At 34.5% G+C, this 20,046-nt stretch carries 16 protein-coding genes; 10 read left to right on the top strand and 6 right to left on the bottom strand.

The features are described 5' to 3' along the window. Nucleotides 1-5: 5 nt before the first annotated feature. The 4 genes from GXW81_RS02820 to GXW81_RS02805 all read right to left on the bottom strand — a co-directional run bounded on the left by GXW81_RS02820 (nt 6) and on the right by GXW81_RS02805 (nt 9,167). Nucleotides 6-4,985: a translocation/assembly module TamB gene (locus GXW81_RS02820; protein WP_161531104.1), complete on the bottom strand. Its 4,980-nt coding sequence runs from the start codon at nt 4,983-4,985 to the stop codon at nt 6-8. Between the two features lie 98 nt (nt 4,986-5,083). Beyond that, nucleotides 5,084-6,889 carry a DUF885 family protein gene (locus tag GXW81_RS02815; RefSeq protein ID WP_161531103.1) on the bottom strand — a complete coding sequence of 602 codons (1,806 nt, stop codon included), beginning with the start codon at nt 6,887-6,889 and terminating at the stop codon, nt 5,084-5,086. Nucleotides 6,890-6,929: 40 nt separating this feature from the next. Beyond that, nucleotides 6,930-7,460 (bottom strand): RNA methyltransferase, encoded by a 531-nt coding sequence (locus GXW81_RS02810; protein WP_161531102.1) that lies wholly within the window; start codon nt 7,458-7,460, stop codon nt 6,930-6,932. A gap of 84 nt (nt 7,461-7,544) precedes the next feature. Further along, nucleotides 7,545-9,167 carry an ABC-F family ATP-binding cassette domain-containing protein gene (locus GXW81_RS02805; RefSeq protein WP_154137697.1) on the bottom strand — a complete coding sequence of 541 codons (1,623 nt, stop codon included), beginning with the start codon at nt 9,165-9,167 and terminating at the stop codon, nt 7,545-7,547. A 98-nt stretch (nt 9,168-9,265) separates the two neighbouring features. Here GXW81_RS02805 and smpB point away from each other — a divergent pair, with 98 nt between their 5' ends. The 3 genes from smpB to GXW81_RS02790 all read left to right on the top strand — a co-directional run bounded on the left by smpB (nt 9,266) and on the right by GXW81_RS02790 (nt 12,121). After that, a complete protein-coding gene (gene smpB, locus GXW81_RS02800; protein ID WP_161531101.1) occupies nt 9,266-9,724 on the top strand; it encodes an SsrA-binding protein SmpB in 459 nt (152 codons plus the stop codon). Nucleotides 9,725-9,800: 76 nt separating this feature from the next. Continuing rightward, nucleotides 9,801-11,273: an OmpA family protein gene (locus GXW81_RS02795; protein WP_161531100.1), complete on the top strand. Its 1,473-nt coding sequence runs from the start codon at nt 9,801-9,803 to the stop codon at nt 11,271-11,273. 107 nt (nt 11,274-11,380) lie between these two features. Continuing rightward, entirely contained in the window at nt 11,381-12,121 is a 741-nt protein-coding gene (locus GXW81_RS02790; protein WP_161531099.1) for a YebC/PmpR family DNA-binding transcriptional regulator, read from the top strand. 47 nt (nt 12,122-12,168) lie between these two features. Here GXW81_RS02790 and GXW81_RS02785 read toward each other — a convergent pair whose 3' ends face one another. Next, on the bottom strand, nt 12,169-12,591 hold the full coding sequence (locus GXW81_RS02785; protein WP_161531098.1) for an OsmC family protein: 423 nt from the start codon (nt 12,589-12,591) through the stop codon (nt 12,169-12,171). A gap of 121 nt (nt 12,592-12,712) precedes the next feature. Here GXW81_RS02785 and prfA point away from each other — a divergent pair, with 121 nt between their 5' ends. From prfA to GXW81_RS02760, 5 genes are all read left to right on the top strand, one after another. Next, nucleotides 12,713-13,801, top strand: coding sequence for a peptide chain release factor 1 (prfA, locus tag GXW81_RS02780; protein ID WP_013446962.1), 1,089 nt, complete (start codon nt 12,713-12,715; stop codon nt 13,799-13,801). Then, complete coding sequence (locus GXW81_RS02775; protein WP_161531097.1) at nt 13,801-14,214, top strand: RNase adapter RapZ; 414 nt, start codon at nt 13,801-13,803, stop codon at nt 14,212-14,214. Before prfA ends, GXW81_RS02775 begins: the two co-directional genes overlap by 1 nt. A 54-nt stretch (nt 14,215-14,268) precedes the next feature. After that, a complete protein-coding gene (locus tag GXW81_RS02770) occupies nt 14,269-15,174 on the top strand; it encodes a DUF4835 family protein (protein ID WP_161531096.1) in 906 nt (301 codons plus the stop codon). A 35-nt stretch (nt 15,175-15,209) separates the two neighbouring features. Next, a complete protein-coding gene (gene lysA / locus GXW81_RS02765; RefSeq protein WP_161531095.1) occupies nt 15,210-16,412 on the top strand; it encodes a diaminopimelate decarboxylase in 1,203 nt (400 codons plus the stop codon). A gap of 69 nt (nt 16,413-16,481) precedes the next feature. Next, nucleotides 16,482-16,976 carry a hypothetical protein gene (locus tag GXW81_RS02760; protein WP_161531094.1) on the top strand — a complete coding sequence of 165 codons (495 nt, stop codon included), beginning with the start codon at nt 16,482-16,484 and terminating at the stop codon, nt 16,974-16,976. Between the two features lie 62 nt (nt 16,977-17,038). Here GXW81_RS02760 and ctlX read toward each other — a convergent pair whose 3' ends face one another. Then, the gene (ctlX, locus tag GXW81_RS02755; RefSeq protein ID WP_154137705.1) at nt 17,039-17,959 is read right to left on the bottom strand and encodes a citrulline utilization hydrolase CtlX; all 921 of its coding nucleotides are present in this window, start codon (nt 17,957-17,959) and stop codon (nt 17,039-17,041) included. 131 nt (nt 17,960-18,090) lie between these two features. Between ctlX and GXW81_RS02750 the strand changes: the two genes are divergently transcribed. Both GXW81_RS02750 and GXW81_RS02745 read left to right on the top strand, forming a co-directional pair. Then, entirely contained in the window at nt 18,091-18,705 is a 615-nt protein-coding gene (locus GXW81_RS02750; RefSeq protein ID WP_161531093.1) for a TetR/AcrR family transcriptional regulator, read from the top strand. Continuing rightward, nucleotides 18,695-20,041: a TolC family protein gene (locus GXW81_RS02745; protein ID WP_161531092.1), complete on the top strand. Its 1,347-nt coding sequence runs from the start codon at nt 18,695-18,697 to the stop codon at nt 20,039-20,041. The genes GXW81_RS02750 and GXW81_RS02745 overlap by 11 nt, the downstream gene beginning before the upstream one ends. Nucleotides 20,042-20,046: the final 5 nt, after the last annotated feature.

Below are 20,046 nucleotides of genomic sequence, written 5' to 3'. Positions count from 1 at the left end.
ATATTCTATTGTTTTTTATTCTTTTTCTTTTTTAAAATTTCTCTAAGGTCGTTGTAATCCAGAGTGATTACAAAGCCTAATCCTGTTTCTATAACTTGCCCTTGTAGAGCTACTTGATATTGGTTTTTTCTGTAAGTTCTTAGAAGATATCTGCCGTCTTTAGAAAGCATATAATCTACCATAATATCTCCTGCTATATTAGAGGCTTGTTCTCCAGGTCTAGTAGCTCCTTCTAATCCAAAGTTACTACCTAAAGATACCTTGAGCCTATCATTAAGTAATTTTTTACTCAAAGCTACATTTAGGTCTGTTCTTGAGGTTCTTTCTCCAGTAGAATAATCATCTGACGATTCTAGATCAAAATTAAGTTCTACACCAGCAATTAAATCTCCAGCTAAATCGTTTAAACTTTGGCTTAAAATTCTACTAACACTTTGTTTTGCCATTGATTCAGCGGATATTCCTGAACTCGTTTCAAAAGGATTTTCTCCAATAAAACGATTGAGGAGTAGAAGGGCAAAGACCTGTTTGTTTAACTCTGAAGTTTCTTGACGAAGCTGAGCTAGTCTTTGCTCTGTATTTAATATTACGGTAGAACTTACTGCGGCGTTCTTATCCTCTGTTGTAATGTCAAAAGAGATTTCGGGCTTCATGAGTTCACCTTTCATAATGAGGTGGGTATTAAATGGAATACGTTGTTTATACTGATTAAGCTCTCTTGGGCTAAGTCCTGCCAACTGTTGCTGTACCAAATCTAGAGGAGCCGTTTCTGTGGTATAAATTGCTGTTATATTCATATCAGCTTCAGTAGGTTCTCCGTTCCATGTAATGGTACTTCCTTTTTTTATTTCAAATTTTCTTCTGAGCATATTCACGGACATCTCATAGGCTCCAGAATGTACCTCATAGACACCTACGAGAGTGGTTCTTCCCGAAGGAGATACACCTCCTGTGAGCTGTGCTTGCCCCTGTAGTTTTACAAAATCGCCATTGGCTTTGTCTATGACCAAAGACATTTTCGCATTTTTATCTATATCTATATTAACCGAGATATCCATACCTTTAAGCTGGTTATTGGAGCTTAAAGTGTCTGCTACCTCATTTTTAGCCAATCCAAATTTAGCTTTGTCTACAAATTCAACAATCCCTTCTCTATCTTGTTTCGTAGGAGTACTTTGAGGGAGTATAAAGGTAAAATCTGTGGCATCGGTTACAGATAATGTCCCGTCCACTTTTGGCAAATCTAAATTACCTCTTATCCTTAGATTGGTATCTAGAGAGAGTACACCGTACATCATTTTATCATTATCTTTTTCAGAATTTACTAGCTTAAAATCTTTGGCATTAACATCAAGATTGAAAGCATATTTCTTGAAATATTCGGTTTGTATATCTCCGTTTATGAGTAAATTGTTATTTTCTGTATCACGCAATTTAAATTGTTCAAAAACAATATTTTGTCCTGAAAATCTTATTTCATCTTCAATATTTTTAAAAACAGTTCCTGTTTTAGCAATCTCTAGCCCTACATTATTGAATTTTATTCCACCTCTTATTAGAGGTTTTTGAGCCGTACCATTGATGTTTAGTTCTCCACTAAAATAGCCCTCTCCATTTTTTATATTACCTAAGGCAAAAGCCTCTAAAGTTTTAGTAGGAAGATTATTAAGATTTAAAATAAACCCTAAATCTCCTTTTTTGAGGTGATAGTTACCTTCTAATTGTACATCATTGCCTTCCCCTGTAAGGGTAATTTTGGTATCAATTAAATCAACCACTTTAGTATTGGCTTGTATATCTAGATTTCCTACCTTGTTTCCTTTTAGTTTCAGATTAGATATATTTAGGTCTGCTTCCACTTTTAAATTGGGCTTAAAAGTAGAGACTAATGCATTACCATTAACAGAGCCACTAGCAATAAGACTGTCTTTTCTTACCATCTCTGTAATATCTTCTACTTTAAAATTAGAGATGGAGATATTTAATGGGCTACCTAATTTTTGTTCTTGGCTTTGTAACGAAATGGAAGAGTTTCCTTTGGTAAGATTAAAGTTATCAGCAAATATACCTTCCTTTCCAAAGCCGATAACATTTTGCTCTTCTACCTGCCATTTATCATAGTTGAGCATTAAACCTTGCGGAATAAAACTAAATTTATTGATGTTTTTTTCATTTCTAAATATACCAGCTAACGCATATTGCTCTGTCCCTTTGGAGTCTTTAGTGCTAAAGTTAATTCCGATATTATTATTGTTAATGGTTCCATTCAAATCGAGTTGATGTAAGGCTAAATTTTCATTAGTTACCTCTGTTAGACCGAGTCTATATCTTAGTTCTTCTTGACTGTTGTTTATGTTAAGTGATAGCCCACTAAGTTTATATTCTGCATATTCTACTACTGGGAAATCCGCCTGAAACTCTATCTTTTGTTGATTTGAATCAAAAGCACCTGTTATATCTCCTCCATCAAAATATTTTAAATCAGGTACAAATATTCTTAGAAGATTGTCATCTTTTACTTTAGCATTCAACGTGAAGTGCTGGTTAGGTTCTAAGTTCTTTTTGTACTTAGAGGCAGGGCTGAATTCATAGTAATTATTAAGTGTTTTTAGGAAAACATCAGAAATTTGGGTAAGTTTATATTTGCCTTGTATAGAGGCATCTATAACTTGAGATTTTAAATTTATTTTGTTCTCATTAGGGGTAGATAATGCTTCAAGTTTAATCTCTTGTAAAGGTAAAGTTTGGTCTTTGTGTGTGATTTTAAAATTCTCTAAAAGAATATAGCCGTTGAGAAAATCTGGGTTAATATTACTAAAATCACTATCTATTTTACCTGATATGGCTAGCGGTTCTTTATATAAATTTAGCTTATATGGATTTAGTAATTCAATATTTCCGTTGAGTTTTATATTCGAGGTTTTGTTGAGGTTGCCTGCTAGCTTAAGATCTAAATTAGCATTAGGGTCTTTAGACATAATATGAGCAGTTAATCTCCCTGTCATTAGACTACCTTTGAGATTAACACCTGTATAGCGATAGCCTTTAAAGTCAAATTTTTTAATATTTCCGTTGATTGATGTTTGGGCCGTTTTAGGGTTAAACCCTACTCCATTTGCTTTTATTTCTCCTGAAAATATTCCTAAATCTTTATTCCTTAATAATTTTCCTAGAACGATGTTGTCCGCATCCACTAGAATGGTGTACTTTTCTCTATTTTTGGGTTTAAGGTTAGCATAGGCATCTAGTCTAAGGTTTCCTAAACTGGTATTTATATTTAGATGGGATAGAATAGAGAAGGTATTACCTCTGGCATTACCTTTTAAAGAAATAGTTTGGGGTAGCTCAATGTTTGAGGGGATACTATTTCTAGGAGCTAAGTTTTGTATATCCTTTTTAGTTGTCTTTAACTCGTTAATGGCGATATTGTAATTTAGTAAATTAGGATTAGTTACATTTTTTATTTGTCCCGAAATATCCAATATTGTACTACCTAAACCACTAATGTGTAATGCGTTTATATTTAAATCATTTACTTTACCTCTTAAGCTGGCATCTATATTTAGTACTGATTTGGGATATTGTTTAAGTATCTCATTTTTCTTTAAATCAGGAGCAAATAAATACAAATCACTGAAGCCTATTTTAGAGTTTCTAAGGTTAATGGCTAGCCCAGCAGAGCCTATGTTACTAGACAGTTGTTGCGGAGAATTATAGGTAATTACAGCTTCGTCTCTAAGAATACTGTTGTTGGTTTCCAAAAGCAGATTTTTAAGGTATGCTATATTTTTCTTGTACGCGAAGTCGGTTTTGAAATTCTTTACTGCAAGCCCGCTCTTTTCGTAGAGTTCTACTTTTTTTACGGAACCAGTCAGCTCTTCATTCAACATTCTAAAATCTCTAATATTTACATTGAGTTTTTTGAAGTTTAAATGATTAGCATCAAATCCTTGTTGATGCTTTTTTGAATTATCATTATAGGATAACATTACATCATCTAAAGCGAACAAATTAAGTTTTACATTGGGAGTTTTACTCTTGACTTTTGCAGGGTTCTCTGGAAGCTCATCTTGTAAAGATTTGTTTTGAGAGGAACTTTTGAGGTCCACATTTATTTGGGCACCTAGAAGTTTAATTTGGTCTATATCATATTTGTTTTTAGGTAAATCTATATTATTAAAATCTCCTGATAATTCTCTGAATAAAACCTTGAAATAAGATTGAGTGGTATTATCTGCATAATCTACATCAAAATTGGTAAAACGCAGAAAATCTAGTTTTATCTGCATCGGTTTTTTGGCTGAAAGACTATCTATTGTTTTTGCAGTTTCTTTTATAGCTTCCTTTAATATCTCTTGTTTTAATTTTAGTTTGAGACCATCAGCAGTAAGCCCATTGAGGGCATAAATATTTTCTTCAAGATTAAAGTCTTTAACTTTTGTTTCGAAATTATTGAATTCTATTTTCAGATGGTTTCCTTGCTGAAAATCATTAAAATTGACATTAACGCGTTGTAATTTTATTTTATTTAGAGATAGAATGAAAGGCTTAGAATCTTGTTTTTCTTCGTCTTTGTTGCTAGCGAAAGCGTCCAGTATATAATCGAAATTAAAACGCCCTTGTTCGTCTCTTTTTACATTGGCTCTAAGTCCATCTAATTCAATAGATGTGAAGTCTGCTTTGTTTTGCAAAAGCTGAAAAATATCTAAACCAACATCTAACTTGTTGATATGTACTAGTGTATCCTTATTTTTTTCTTCTAAATAAAGTTCTTCTAGTCCTAACTTATTAGGGAAGCTAATGTAAACTCTTTTTAGACTTATAGGAGTTTTTATTTTAGTTTCAACATAACTTACAACACGGTCTTTAACGAAGTTCTGAACGACAGGAATATTAAGGCTAAGTACTAGTATACTTAATACTATAACAACGCTTCCTAAAATAATAGCTCCTATTCTAAGTGTGTTTTTTATACTATTTTTCAATGAATCAAATTTAATAAAGTTTCTAACTAAATTTTGTGTTAAAAATGATGGTTGTAAGAGTCTTTAAAAATACAAACCTCTATTTATACATTACACCTCTATTTTTGGTTTTTTGCCCAGACTTCCATTTTTCTTTCAAGAACTTGTAGAGGAAGACAACCTTGATTTAAGAGCTCATCATGGAATTTCGCTAAGTTGAATTTAGTGCCTAAATCTTTTTCATATTTAGCTCTTAGTGCTTGTATCTTTAATGCTCCAGTCTTATAGCTTAGTGCTTGTCCTGGCATAGACATATAGCGTTCTACCTCCGCTGTAGCTCCAGCTTCATCGTATGCTACATTGCTTAGGAAATATTTTATAGCTTCTTCTCTATTAAGTTTCCCTGTGTGTAGTCCAGTGTCTATAACGAGTCTAACGGCTCTCATCATTTCATCACTCAATGCTCCCATTTTTTGATATGGGTCGGTATAAAGTCCAAATTCTTTTCCTAAAGATTCACAGTATAGAGCCCAACCTTCGCCATAAGCACCTATCCAACCGAAACGCATAAATTTTGGCAAATTGAGATTTTCTTGCTGTAAAGCAATTTGATAATGATGCCCTGGAATAGCTTCGTGAAGGAAAAGAGATTCCATACCAGAAGTTACATTAAAGGCTTTAGGATTAGGAATTGGAATGTAGAAAATACCGTTTCTTTTTCCGTCTGGAGTACCAGGTTGATACTCTGCACTAGCAGATGCTTCTCTAAATTTTTCGGTTTGTCTAATTTCAAAACCTGTTTTTGGTACATTATTAAACATCGTTTTTAGCTTAGGTTCAATCTTTGATAAGATAGCATTAAACCCATCTAAAATTTCTTGAGATGTTTGGTAAGGCACTGCTTTAGGGTCGGATTTTAAATGCACCAAAAACCCCTCTAGAGTTCCGTTGAACTTTAGTTCTTCTTTTACCTTCTCCATTTCACCTCTTATTCTCGCAACTTCGCTTAATCCAATATTGTGGATTTCTTCAGGAGTTTGGTTGGTGGTTGTCCAGCGTTTTACATGATAGTTGTAGATTTCTTTACCTTTTGGTAGAGCATTGTAGCCGTCGGTAGTTCTTGCTTTTGGTAAATATTCCTTTTCAAGAAAATCTCCCATTTTTTGGTAAGCAGGAATAACTTTAGATACAATAACCTCTTGATAGTTTTTAGTAATACGATTTCTTTCGGCGTTACTAAAGCCTACAGGGAAATTTTTAAGAGGCTTATAAAATATGTTTTTGTTGGAGTCTTTAGAGATGATTTCTTCGGCTCTCATTTGAGGAATCATCTTTACCACTAGACTTTTGGGTAATACAATATCATTTTTGATGCCTAGTTTAAAGTTCTCCTGAGCTGTTTCCATCCATTTAGGAAATTCTTGCATTCTTTTTAGCCAGTTATCATAATCTTCCACTGTTTTGAATGGCTGATTTCCGCTCCCGCTTCCCAAAAGAGGAAAGTCTAACGGTAATCCCGAAAATTGTGTAAACGGGATATATTCTGGATGATAGGCATAGCCTTCTACTAAATCTTTTAATAAATAATCTAGTACATTGAAAACCGTTTTTTTATCATCAGGAAGAGATTCATAATCTACAGTTTCTAGCTTTTTAATCATATCACTGTAGAAAGCAATCTCTTCAGTAATTTTAGTTTTTTCTAAGCTAGGTAATTTATCGTTGTACCTTGGGTCGCCCTGTGCAGTAGCTTCTAATGGATGAAACTGAAGGTAACCTTCATAGTATTCCTCCGCTATGCTGTCTAAACTGGTTTTAGGTGTGGTATTTACAACAAAAGGTGTATCTCCTTTTTTACATGAAAATAAGGCTAGTACAACGGAGGATAATATGATAAACTTTGAAAAAAACTTTGTGGTATTCATATTCAATAAATTATATAGCAAGCAAAAGTAATTAAAAATTTTATACTAAGGCTTTAAAAAAAGACCATATTACGATACCACCACAAACACTTACATTAAGCGAATGTTTGGTGCCGAGCTGAGGTATTTCTATAAAGCTATCATATAAAGAAAGGGCTTCTTCGGATAGACCCTCAACCTCGTTTCCTAAAACTAAAGCGTACTTTTGGTTAGGATTGATTTCAAAATCGGATAAAGAAATACTATCTGTGGTTTGCTCTACTCCAATAATGTTGTAGCCTTGTGTTTTTAGTTCTTTTATAGCTTCTGAGATGTCTTTTTGATAAATCCAATCTACACTTTCGGTAGCACCCAATGCGGCTTTGTGTATTTCTCTGTGAGGTGGTTGTGGTGTGATGCCGCAGAGCACGATTTTCTCTATTAAGAACGCATCGGCAGTTCTAAACAAAGCACCAACATTGTGCATACTTCTAATATTGTCTAAAACAACCACGAGAGGTGTTTTAGAAGTTTTTTTAAAAGTTTCTATATCAATTCTGCCTAGTTCTTCTAGTTTTAATTTTTTTGTCATAGCCTTATTTTTAATATTGAAAAAGAGGACTGAAATCTACCAAATTACAGCCCTCTCTTCCTATTGTCATTATTCTTTTTACTCTTAAGAGTACATCTGTTGTCTTAGTTCTTTTACTTTTTTATCCTGAAGATATTCATCGTAAGTCATGTGTCTATCAATAATACCTTTAGGAGTTAATTCTATGATACGGTTACAAACAGTCTCTAGCATTTCGTGGTCATGAGACGCTAAAAGTAGAGTTCCTTTAAATGCTACCAAAGAGTTGTTAAGTGTAGTAATACTCTCTAGGTCTAGGTGGTTGGTAGGTTCATCTAATAGTAGAATGTTAGCTCTTTGAAGCATCATTCTACTGAACATACAACGCATCTTTTCTCCTCCAGAAAGAACTTTACAAGATTTAAGAGCTTCGTCTCCAGAGAAGAGCATTTTCCCTAAGAAGCCTCTCATATATTCTTCGTGTCTTTCTTCGTCGTTTTTGGTAAACTGTCTTAGCCAATCTACAAGGTTGATGTCTTCTTGGAAGAATTCAGTATTATCCAAAGGCATATAAGACTGTGAAGTGGTTACGCCCCATTGATAAGAACCTTTATCCGCTTCAGAATTTCCAGAAATAATTTGGAAAAATTCAGTAATAGCTAGAGAGTTTTTAGATAAAACAGCTACCTTATCTCCTTTCTTTAAGTTGAGGTCTATCCCTGAGAATAGTAGCTCTCCGTCTTTAGTCTTTTCTAAATCCTTAATTTCTAAGATTTGGTCCCCTGCTTCTCTTTCTTGTTCAAAAATAATGGCAGGGTATCTTCTAGAAGTAGGTTTTATATCTTCAATATTAAGTTTGTCTAGCATTTTCTTTCTAGCGGTAGCTTGTTTTGCTTTAGCCACATTAGAAGAGAATCTGGCAATAAACTCCTGAAGTTCTTTCTTCTTTTCCTCTGCTTTTTTATTAGCCTGTTGTCTTTGCTTAGTAGCTAATTGAGAGGCTTGATACCAGAATGAATAGTTACCTGTATAAAGATTAAGTTTAGAATAATCTAAATCTCCAATGTGAGTACAAACAGCATCTAAGAAGTGTCTGTCGTGAGATACTACGATTACTGTATTCTCATAATCAGCAAGGAAATCTTCTAGCCAAGATATAGTATCTATATCTAAGTCGTTGGTAGGCTCGTCTAAGATGAGTACATCGGGACTACCAAATAAAGCTTGAGCAAGTAATACCCTTACTTTATCTTTGTTTTCTAATTCACTCATCATTTGGTAGTGCATATCCTCTTTGATACCAACATTAGAAAGCATAGTTTGAGCGTCAGCCTCAGCGTTCCAACCACCCATCTCATCATAAATAACGCCTAGTTCTCCAGCTTTTATACCGTCTTCGTCAGAAAAGTCAGGTTTAGCATATAGAGCGTCCATTTCCTCTTTGATTTCAAAGAGTTTTTTATTACCTCTTAAAACGGTTTCTAGCACTGTGTATTGGTCGTATGCGAAGTGATCCTGTTCTAACACCGACATTCTCTTGCCTGGTTCTAAAGACACATTACCTGTAGTAGGGTCTTGTTTGCCACTAAGTATTTTTAGGAAAGTAGATTTTCCGGCACCATTAGCACCGATGATACCGTAGCAATTTCCTTTAGTGAATTTTATATTAACCTCGTCGAAAAGAACTCTTTTCCCGAATTGTAAAGATAGATTTGATACTGTTAACATATAGTTTTGTAAATTTGCACAAAAATAAGAAGAATTTTTAAAATACAACCTTTTGTTTTTAGTGTGTTGGTATGGTAATTGCATTTAATTAGGGCGAGATGAAGATTCAGAAGACTGTCAGTATTTCCAATAAGAGAGCTCGTTTTGAGTACGAAATTTTAGAACAAGTTGAAGCAGGAATTGTTTTAACAGGTACGGAGATTAAGGCCTTGAGGTCTTCTAAGGCATCTATCACAGAAAGTTTTTGTCAATTTATAGAAGGAGAACTTTATATTATCAATATGACAATAGATGAATACAAATTAGGGACTTTCTATAATCATAAAATAAAGCGAGAACGAAAGTTGCTCCTTCATAAAAGAGAGTTGGATAAGTGGGGTAAGAAGATGAAAGATGTAGGGAATACCATAGTGCCATTGAAGGTTTATATCAATGATAGAGGTAAAGCTAAAGTTTTGATTGCATTAGCAAGAGGTAAAAAACTTTACGATAAAAGAGAAGCGATTAAGGAGAGAGAAGCAAAAGTTAAATTGAATCGCGTATTCAAAAAAAAATAAAAAAATAGCTAAAATTTTGGCAGTAACAAAAAAATATATTTAATTTGCATTATCAATTATTTAATTATTTAATTCTATGAAAAATCTAAAATTAGGAATTTCAGCATTAGCACTTACTGTTGCTACTACTGTTTCTGCTCAGACTACTAGCAATCCTTGGTTAATAGGTGTTGGTGCTCACGGCGTGAACCATGTAGCTGCTGGAGGAGGTGCTGGAGATGTTTTAAAAACAGCATTTACAGGAGAAGGAAAGAGATTGTACAATATCAATAACTTTACAATCACTCCACCATTGTCTAAACTTACAGTTGCTAGAAACTTAAACAAGGCGTTAGTTCTTGACTGGCAAACTTCAGTAGGTAATGTTGACAACAAGAGAATTGGAATGGGTAAAGAATTTATGTTGATGACAGGTCTTGGTCTTCAGCTTAAATTTGCTGGTCTTCTTTTTGGAAACGAAGATTCTTGGTTTGACCCATATGTAAGAGTAGGTGCTAACTACTTGAGACATGACTATACAGGTGTTACTTTCCCTGTGACTGACTACTACAATGGTGTAACTTACGCAGGTTATAGCGAAAATAAGGCATACACTCAGAGAAGAGCTGATCATTTTGCTTTAGCAACTGGTTTAGGAACTAACATTTGGTTAACTAAGAACTTTGGTCTTGGTATCCAGGGAGATTATGTTTCTACTCCAACAGATAAGTCTGGATTAGCTAACTTTTGGCAAGCGTCAGCTTCATTAAACTTTAGATTTGGTAACAGAGATAGAGATAAAGATGGAGTGTTAGATAAAGATGATGCATGTCCAGATACACCAGGTTTACCTGAGTTAAAAGGATGTCCAGATACAGATGGAGATGGTATCGCTGATAAAGATGATAACTGTCCAGAAGTTGCAGGACCAGTTGAAAACAACGGTTGCCCTTGGCCAGATACAGATGGAGATGGCGTACTAGATAAGGATGATGCATGTCCAGAAGTTGCAGGACCAGCTGAAAATAACGGTTGTCCTTGGCCAGATACAGATAATGATGGTGTATTAGATAAAGATGATAAGTGTCCTACAGTTCCAGGTCTTCCACAGTACAATGGTTGTCCTAAGCCACAGTCTGAGTATGCTAAAGATGCTACTGGAGCATTGAATGGAATATTCTTTAACTTTAATAAAGCATCTATCAGAACTGAGTCTAACCCTAAGTTAGATCAAGCGGCTGAAGTAATTAAGTCTTCTAACGGAGGTACCTTCTTAGTGGTAGGTCACACAGATGTTAAAGGTAATGCTAACTATAACTTGAAACTTTCTAGAGAAAGAGCTGCATCTGTAGTAGTTGCTTTAGAGGCTAGAGGTGTTAATCCGTCTCAGTTGAAATCTAAAGGAGTTGGTTCTGCTGAAGCTACAGTACCTGCATCTGCTTCTAACGAAGAGAGAATGAAAGATAGAAAAGTGGTTGTAGAAGCTGTTGATGCAGCTGCTTGGGAAGCTCTTCAGAAGTCTGATCTTCCAGTAGTGAAGAAAAAAGTAGTAAAAAAGAAAAGAAAATAATTAGTATTTTCTAATCTTAGAAATAAAAGCGTCCTCTTCTTGTAAGAGGGCGTTTTTTTATTGTATTAAAATTAGTATTTTTGCACATCTAAATTGTTATTATAATTATGGGACGCGCATTTGAATATAGAAAAGCCTCTAAGATGGCTCGTTGGGATAAAATGGCAAAAACTTTTTCTAAAATAGGAAAAGATATTGCATTAGCTGTAAAGGCAGGAGGTCCAGATCCAGATTCTAACCCTGCGTTGAGAAGATGCATACAAAATGCTAAAGGGGCTAATATGCCTAAAGATAATGTAGAAAGAGCCATTAAAAAGGCAAGTGGTGCAGATGCTGAGAATTATGAAGAGATTACTTACGAAGGCTATGGACAAGGTGGAGTTGCATTTTTTGTAGAATGTACTACTAATAACTCAACTAGAACTGTGGCTAATGTAAGAGCTATCTTTAATAAATTTGATGGTAATCTTGGGAAGAATGGAGAGCTTTCTTTCCTATTCGATAGAAAAGGGATATTTACGCTAGAAAAATCTTTGATAAAGATGGATTGGGAAGAGTTTGAAATGGAAATGATAGATGGAGGTGCAGAAGATATAGACTCTGATGAAACGGAAGTTATGGTAACTACAGCATTTGAAGATTTTGGGTCTTTATCACATAAATTAGATGAGCTGGGGATAGAGGTTAAGAATGCAGAATTACAGAGGATACCTAATATTAGCAAATCTGTATCAGAAGAGCAATTTATTGCGAATATGAAAATGTTACAAAGGTTTGAGGAAGATGACGATGTACAGAATGTATATCATAATATGGAAATTACAGACGAGCTAATGCAGAAACTATAAAAAATAAAAAAGGCTACTTAGAATAGGTAGCCTTTTTTATTTCTTGTTTACGAAAGGATTGAGCCATTGAGATAAACTTCATAATCAATGCTGACATTGGGTTCTAAAGTTTTGGATACTGAACAATACTTTTCAAAAGAAAGCTGAGCAGCTTTCAAAGCTTTCTTTTCGTCGATTTCTCCTTCCAATAAAAATTTCACGGAGATTGCTTTAAAAGGCTTAGCATCATCAATAGGTACTCTTGTTCCTTCCACTTCAGCTTTAAAACTCGTTAAATTTTGTCTTTGTTTTTTTAGGATAGAAACCATATCTATTCCACTACAGCCTGCCACTGCCATTAACATGGTTTCCATAGGAGAAACGCCTTTGGGATTAGGTTGAGAGGTATTATCTAGAAGTATACTATTGCCCGCACTATTAGTACATTCAAATAAAAAATCGTCATTAATTCTGTTGAGAGTTATTTTCATTTTTCAAAATGATTAGTTATGCTTGTAAAGATAATTATTTTTCTTAGAAATGTAATAGTGTTTAGTATCTCTTACTACATAAAAAAATCCTTATCTTTGCTCACTAATAGTTTAGAGAACAATGTCAAAGAGTTTAATACCAAAATTAGAAGCCATAAAACAACGCTATAATGAAGTAGCGGATTTGATTATTCAGCCTGATGTAATTTCTGACCAAAAAAGATATTCCTCACTTAATAAAGAATATAGTGATTTGGGGAAAATAGTAAAGGTTTTTGATGAATATTCTACTGCACTCAATGCCATAAAAGAGGCAGATGAAATTATAGCAGACGGTTCTGATAAAGACTTGGTAGACCTTGCTAAAATGGAGAAGCAAGAGGCGATAGACCGTATTCCTTCAATAGAGGAAGAGTTAAAATATTTACTCATTCCAAAAGACCCAGCAGATGATAAAAATGTAATGGTAGAACTTCGTGCGGGAACAGGAGGAGATGAATCAGCTATCTTTGTTGAAGATGTTTACAGAATGTACACCATGTATTTTAAATCTAAGGGCTGGAAGCATGAAGTAACCGATTCTAACGAAGCATCAAAAGGATATAAAGAACTTATTATGCGAGTGGAGGGAGATGGCGTTTATGGAATTATGAAGTTTGAATCTGGTGTGCACCGTGTGCAAAGAGTTCCAGAGACAGAATCTCAAGGGCGAGTACATACTTCTGCAATTACGGTGGCGGTATTGCCTGAAGCTGAAGAGGTAGATGTGGAAATTAATCCTGCTGATATAGAAATGCAAACTTCTCGTTCTGGAGGTGCTGGAGGACAGAATGTAAACAAAGTAGAAACTAAGGTACAGCTTACGCACAAACCTACAGGTATTGTAGTGGTATGTCAGCAAGCTCGTTCTCAGTTAGCAAACAGAGAGTTAGCAATGGAAATGCTTAGAACAAAACTTTACGATATAGAGTTACAAAAAGTACAAGGAGATATTGCGGCTCAAAGAAAGACGATGGTTTCTACGGGAGACCGTTCGGCTAAAATTAGAACATACAACTATCCTCAGGGGCGAGTTACAGACCATAGGATTAACAAGTCTATTTACAACTTGGATAATTTTATGAATGGCGATATTCAAGAGATGCTAGATGCCTTAATCATGGCGGAAAATGCGGAGAAAATGAAAGGCGAGGAAGAAAATATAGGGTAATGGAACAGAACAAATTAAAGATAAAAGTATATAGCTTTTCTTATAAAAAAGGTGGCATTCCTAAAGATGATACAGATAATGGAGGCGGTTTTGTGTTTGACTGTAGAGGTATCTTAAACCCTGGTAGACAAGAAGAGTATAAGACCAAAACAGGAGCAGAACAGGAGGTGCAACTCTATCTAGAAGAAAAAACTAAAATGCCTCAGTTTTTGGATTTGGTACAAAAAATCATTTCTATAAACATAGAAGATTATTTAGCAAGAGGATTTGAAAGTTTACAAGTTTCCTTTGGTTGTACGGGAGGTCAACATCGTTCTGTGTATGCGGCAATTAAAACTGCGGATTTTATCAGAGAAAAATATCCTCAAGCGGAAGTATGTTTGAGGCATAACGAGCAACCTCACCTTAACTAAGAAAATATATTCTCTTTTTAAGCGTTAAAGATACTTGGTTTATAAGTTTTTGATATGAAAAAAATAATCGCTTTTTTTGGAATTCTTTTTGGGGCTTTGGCTTTTGGGCAAGAGCTTCAAGCTAATGTGCAGATTAATTTTGCACAGGTAGGAGGGAGCAATACACAAGTATTTAAGACGCTAGAAAAAAACTTAAGAGAGTTTATAAACAATACCAGCTGGACAGGAAAAAAACTTCAAAATTTTGAAAAAATAAAATGCAACTTTGCCATTATTATCTCGGAAAGAACGGGTAATAATTCGTTTAGAGGTAGTTTGGTGGTGCAATCTACTCGTCCCGTGTTTAATACACAATACGAAAGTCCACTTCTCAATATCAACGATACCAATTTTAGTTTTGAATATGCCGAAAACGAGAATTTAATTTTTAATGAAAGGCAATTCTCAGGCAAAAATTTAATAGATATGGTAAGCTTCTATGTTTACCTTATTTTGGGTTACGATGCAGATTCTTTCCAAAATAAAGGTGGCGAACCTTGGTTTGAAAAATCACAAAAAATTGCTCAAAACTCCCAAAATCAAAACTATAAAGGGTGGTCGCAGATGGAAGGGCAAAGGACACGTGGAGCATTGATAGATAATATTCTTAAACCAGACTTTTCAGCTTTTAGACAAGCGTTTTACCAATATCATCGCAATGGGTTAGACAATATGTACAATCTAAGTATCAATAATAATTCTAAAAAAGCTGTGGCTGACGCTTTGCTAAATCTTAGAACTTATGAAAATGGGTTTCAAATGAATTATCCTTTCAATATTTTTATTGATACAAAAAAGGACGAAATCTATAATATTTTCAATAACGGTAACAACGCTTCCGTAAATATGGCAGAGCTTAAGAGTCTTATGTCTGTATTTGCTCCCAAGGATATAGATGGTAAGTGGGACAAGTGGAAGTAAACCAAATACATTAACTTTACAATAATTATAATGTTATGATAACTAATCAGAATTTGCTAAGTGTAGCAGAAGAATTCGGTACACCTGTGTATGTGTATGATGCAGAGTCTATTAAGCAACAGTATGAAAAATTAACTTCTTCGTTTTCGGAGAAAACGAGATTTTTCTATGCAGCTAAGGCACTTACAAATATCAATATACTTAAATATGTAGAAAAGTTAGGGGCTTCTTTAGATTGTGTATCTATTAACGAAGTTAAACTAGGCTTGAGGGCAGGTTTTTCTAAAGATAGGATTTTGTTTACACCTAACTCTGTGGATATTTCGGAGGTAGAAGAAGCGGTAGAATTAGGCGTGCATATCAATATTGATAATATTTCTATCCTAGAACAGTTTGGGACTAAATTTGGCGGTTCTTATCCGATTTTTGTAAGGGTGAATCCGCATATTTTTGCAGGAGGCAATTATAAGATTTCTACGGGGCATATAGATTCCAAATTTGGAATTTCTATTCACCAGATGCGTCATATTGAGAGAGTGGCTAAGACCACAGGGCTTAATGTGGAGGGACTTCATATGCATACAGGAAGTGAGATTAAAGACCCTGATGTATTCTTACAAGGTCTGGAAATTATGTTTGAATTGGCGGAGCATTTCCCTAACCTTAAGTATATAGATATGGGGAGCGGTTTTAAAATTCCTTATCAAGAGGGAGATATGGAGACCGATGTTAAAAGTCTTGGTAAAAAAGTAGAAAAGGCTTTAGCTAAATTTAACGAAGAGCAAGGTAAAGAACTTCAACTTTGGTTTGAACCAGGTAAGTTTTTAGTAGGAAAATGTGGACATTTCTTAGTGAAATCTAATGTAATTAAGCAAACTACAGCAACTGTGTTTGTTGGTGTTAATTCTGGGTTTAACCATTTAATTCGCCCAATGTTCTATGATTCTTATCATAAAATAGAAAACTTGTCTAATCCTAACGGACCAGAAAGAATCTATACTGTGGTAGGAAATATTTGTGAAACAGATACATTTGCTTGGGATAGAAAAATAAATGAAGTGAGAGAAGGAGATGTTTTAGTATTTAGAAATGCAGGAGCTTACGGCTTTGAGATGAGTTCTAACTTTAATTCTAGACTTAAGCCTGCAGAAGTACTTTGGTTAGATGGTAAAGCTCATCTAATAAGGAAAAGAGATGAGTTCGAAGATTTGCTAAGAAACCAAATAGAAGTCATTTGATAATCAAAATGTCGTTGTAAAACGACATTTTTTTGTACCTTTACACTAAGAATATTGAAAAGGAGGGTTATGAAAAAGTTAGTTCTAGTGTTGTTTTGTTTTATTACAACCGTTGCATTTGGGCAGGATATAGAGGATATGCAAGAGGGGTATAATTTCTTTGGAGGAACCAATACACACATTCTTGTTAAAATAAGTAAGCCGATATTTGTAGCTGATAATAAATGCTTTTCAAACTATGAGCATGCTAGATTTGAAGGAGGAGATACACTTTTTTCTAAAGACTTAGCGAAGTATTTGGTAACTTATTTGGATAAAGATACTTACTATGCCAAAGGACTGTTCTCTATCAATTTGGAAATAGATGAAAAAGGAAGAGTTGGTAAAACAGAGGTTCTTCCGAGATTAAAGAATGATGACTATTTTCAGACAGATGTAAGATATGCAATAAAGCGTATTAAGAAAGCTTGGAAACCCGCAACTTGTAATGGGGTTCCTGTTAAATCTAATATAAAAATTAAGACTTTATTCAGTCCAGAATCTTACGATACTTACGGGTTATAAATAAATAAGGCGAAAATCAACTCTAGATTTTCGCCTTATTTATTTTAATAACCTTCTTGTTTTTATTTGGGTAAGAAAACTTCTGCCAACATACATCTTGCACTACCGCCACCGTTGGTTTCTATAGTATTAAGGTCAGAGTAAATAATTTCTGAGTATTTTTCTATACTTTCTATCTGATTAGGAGAAAGAGATTGATACGCACTTTGGCTCATTACCAAAAATTTCTTTCCTTCATCATTGTGTACCTGAAGCATGTTTCCAGCAAAATTTTGCATTTGCTCTTCAGATATTTCTATAATTTCTTTCCCTGATTTTTTTATTGTATCTATTACATTTTGGCGTTCCTGAAGGTCGTCAATACAATCTAGGCAGATAACTACAAAGCGGTCTGCAACACACATCATCACATTAGTGTGGTAGATAGGCAATCTCTCCGTACCAGCCGTTTGGTAAGAATGGAAAACTATAGGCGTATAACCGAACTTCTCACAAAACTCACGGAAAAGCTTTTCGTCTAACCTTAGCGAAACTGAGCCATAAGCCAATTTATTATCATGGTCAAAAATAATACTGCCGGTACCTTCTAGAAAAACATTGTCTTTTTCAGAAGAGGTTAAATCTACAACTTCATTTATTTTGAACCCTTGGTTTTTAAGGTTTTCTAAAATATCCATACGGCGTTCGTCTCTTCTGTTAGGAGCATACATAGGGTAGAGGGTTACTCTCCCATCTGCACCAAAGCTTACCCAGTTGTTTGGAAAAATAGAGTCAGGTGTGTGTGGCTCTAAAGTGTCTTGTATGCTTACAACAGTGATACCTTTAGAACGAAGTTTTTCCACAAAATTTTTAAACTCTTGTAAAGCTTTAGATTGAGTATCTGCATTTTCGGAATTAACTTGAAAATAATTATTTTCTGCGGTTTGTGCATTGTAGCCAAATGCCACAGGCTCTATCATTAAAACAGTATTGGTGGTTTGCATAAAATATTTTTCACAAAGATAATGTTTTTTCAGGACTGAAAAATCTATGTAATTAAAATGAGGCAGGTGAATAAACTTGGAAACTTTTTTTGTTTTCTAGTTTTTTATTCTATATTTGCAGCGTTAAAATTATGGAAGATAGAATTATTTTTTTGAAAAAAGTCTCAGAGCTTTTTGTTCAGAACGGAGCTAAATCCCTCACTATGGACGATATAGCTAAGGCATTTTCTATATCTAAAAAAACACTATACCAAAACTATAAGAACAAGGAAGTGTTGCTAGAAGAGGTGTTAGACTTTCTGTTGAAGCAACTTTTAGAGCAGCTTAAAGCAGAGGAAGAGAAAAGTCTAAACCCAATAGAAAAAATGCTTTTAAGAGAGACTAAGATAGAGCAGATTTCTGAGAATAACAGGACTGTTTTCGTAAGACAGCTCATCAAATATTACCCAGAAATCTACAATATACACATTGTGAATGTCTATAAAGGTATTTACGAGATACTTAAGCATAATGTTATTAAAGGCAGAGAACAAGGGCTTTATGAAAAAGACTTTGATATAGAAACCTATGCTAAGTATTTTTTAGAACTGATGTTTGCGTTTGATAGCTCTCCTCTTTTTGAAGAGGAACAAAGGATAGGTAGGAGTAACTATTGTCAGGGGGTGGTTAGGTTTTATCTCAACGCTATAGTAACTCCCAAAGGAAAAGAATTTTTAAATCAACTAACATATAACAATGAAAAATAGCATTAAAATTATAGGTCTTGTGGCTTTATTTTTTCAGGGTGCTTTTTCGGCTCAGGAGTCAAAAATGTTGTCTCTGTCCGAAGCTATAAATCACGCCATGGAGCATAAAGCAGATGCCGAAAAGGCTAGGCTAAACATAAAAAGAGGTGATGCTGAAATTGCTGAGGTTAAAGCTAATGCTTTTCCAAAAATAACTATCAATAATAATACAACCTATAACCCTTTGTTACAGGAGGTTATTATGCCTAATTTTATGAATCCTACTCAAAATATGAGGCTTACACTAGGGCAAAGATGGCAATCTACCCATATGGCTCAGCTTCAGCAGGTGCTTTTTAACCAAACGGTTTTTACGGGGTTAAAAGCGGCTAAATCTACTAAGGAGTTTTATCTCATCAATGCACAACTTACGGAGGAGCAGATTATAGAAAAGGTGGCTAATGCCTATTATCAAGTTTATCAGACGGAGCAAATGTTACAAAATCTGCAAGATAATCTAAAGATAGTAGAGCAAACAGTTAAGATTATTAAGGGATTATATGACGCTGGTTTAGCAAAGAAAATAGATTATGACCGAGCTCTAGTTTCTTTTAATAATGTAAAGGCAAATCAGCAGCAGCTTATCAATGCCGTACAGCTGAGTAAAAATGCACTTAAGTTTATGGTAGGAATGCCTATGGAGCAAGAGATAGAACTTCCAGAGCAGAGCTTTGAGCCGTCTATACTTATTTCGGAAAATTCTAACTCAGATTTTTCTGAAAGAACAGAACTTAAGGTGTTGAAGAAACAGCTAGAACTACTTAACTGGAAGAAAAAAGCTTCGGAATCTGAATATTATCCAACCGCAACTCTAATTGCCAATTATGGTTGGCTAGGGCAAGGTGCTAAAATGCCTTGGTGGCATGGGGAAAAGGATAAGGTCTATTGGTCGGATATAGCCTCAATAGGTCTCAATATTAGTATTCCTGTTTTTAATGGATTTTCTACTAAATCAAAAATAGAAAAAGACAAAATAGATATAGAAAAGGCACAAGCTGACCTAAGGGAAATTCAGTTAGGGTTAGATTTAGCTTATAAGAACGCAAAAACTCAATTAGAAAATAGTAGTATCACCATTAAAAACCAAGAGAATAATGTAAGGTTGGCAGAAGAGGTTATGGCGAATACAAGGTCTAATTATCAGTATGGTTTGGCTACGCTTAATGATATTTTGGGAGCAGAAAGAGATTTGGCTGATGCGAAAAATAACCTCACAAAATCTAAACTAGATTATAAATTAGCAGAAATAGAACTTCTAAAATCACAAGGTAAACTAAGAACTTTAACAGAAAAATAAATCAT

It is taken from the genome of Riemerella anatipestifer (genome assembly GCF_009932355.1).
Taxonomy (GTDB): Bacteria; Bacteroidota; Bacteroidia; order Flavobacteriales; family Weeksellaceae; genus Riemerella; species Riemerella anatipestifer_E.
The sequence above is the reverse complement of the archived record's forward strand: the minus strand, read 5'-3'. Positions and strand labels throughout refer to the sequence as shown.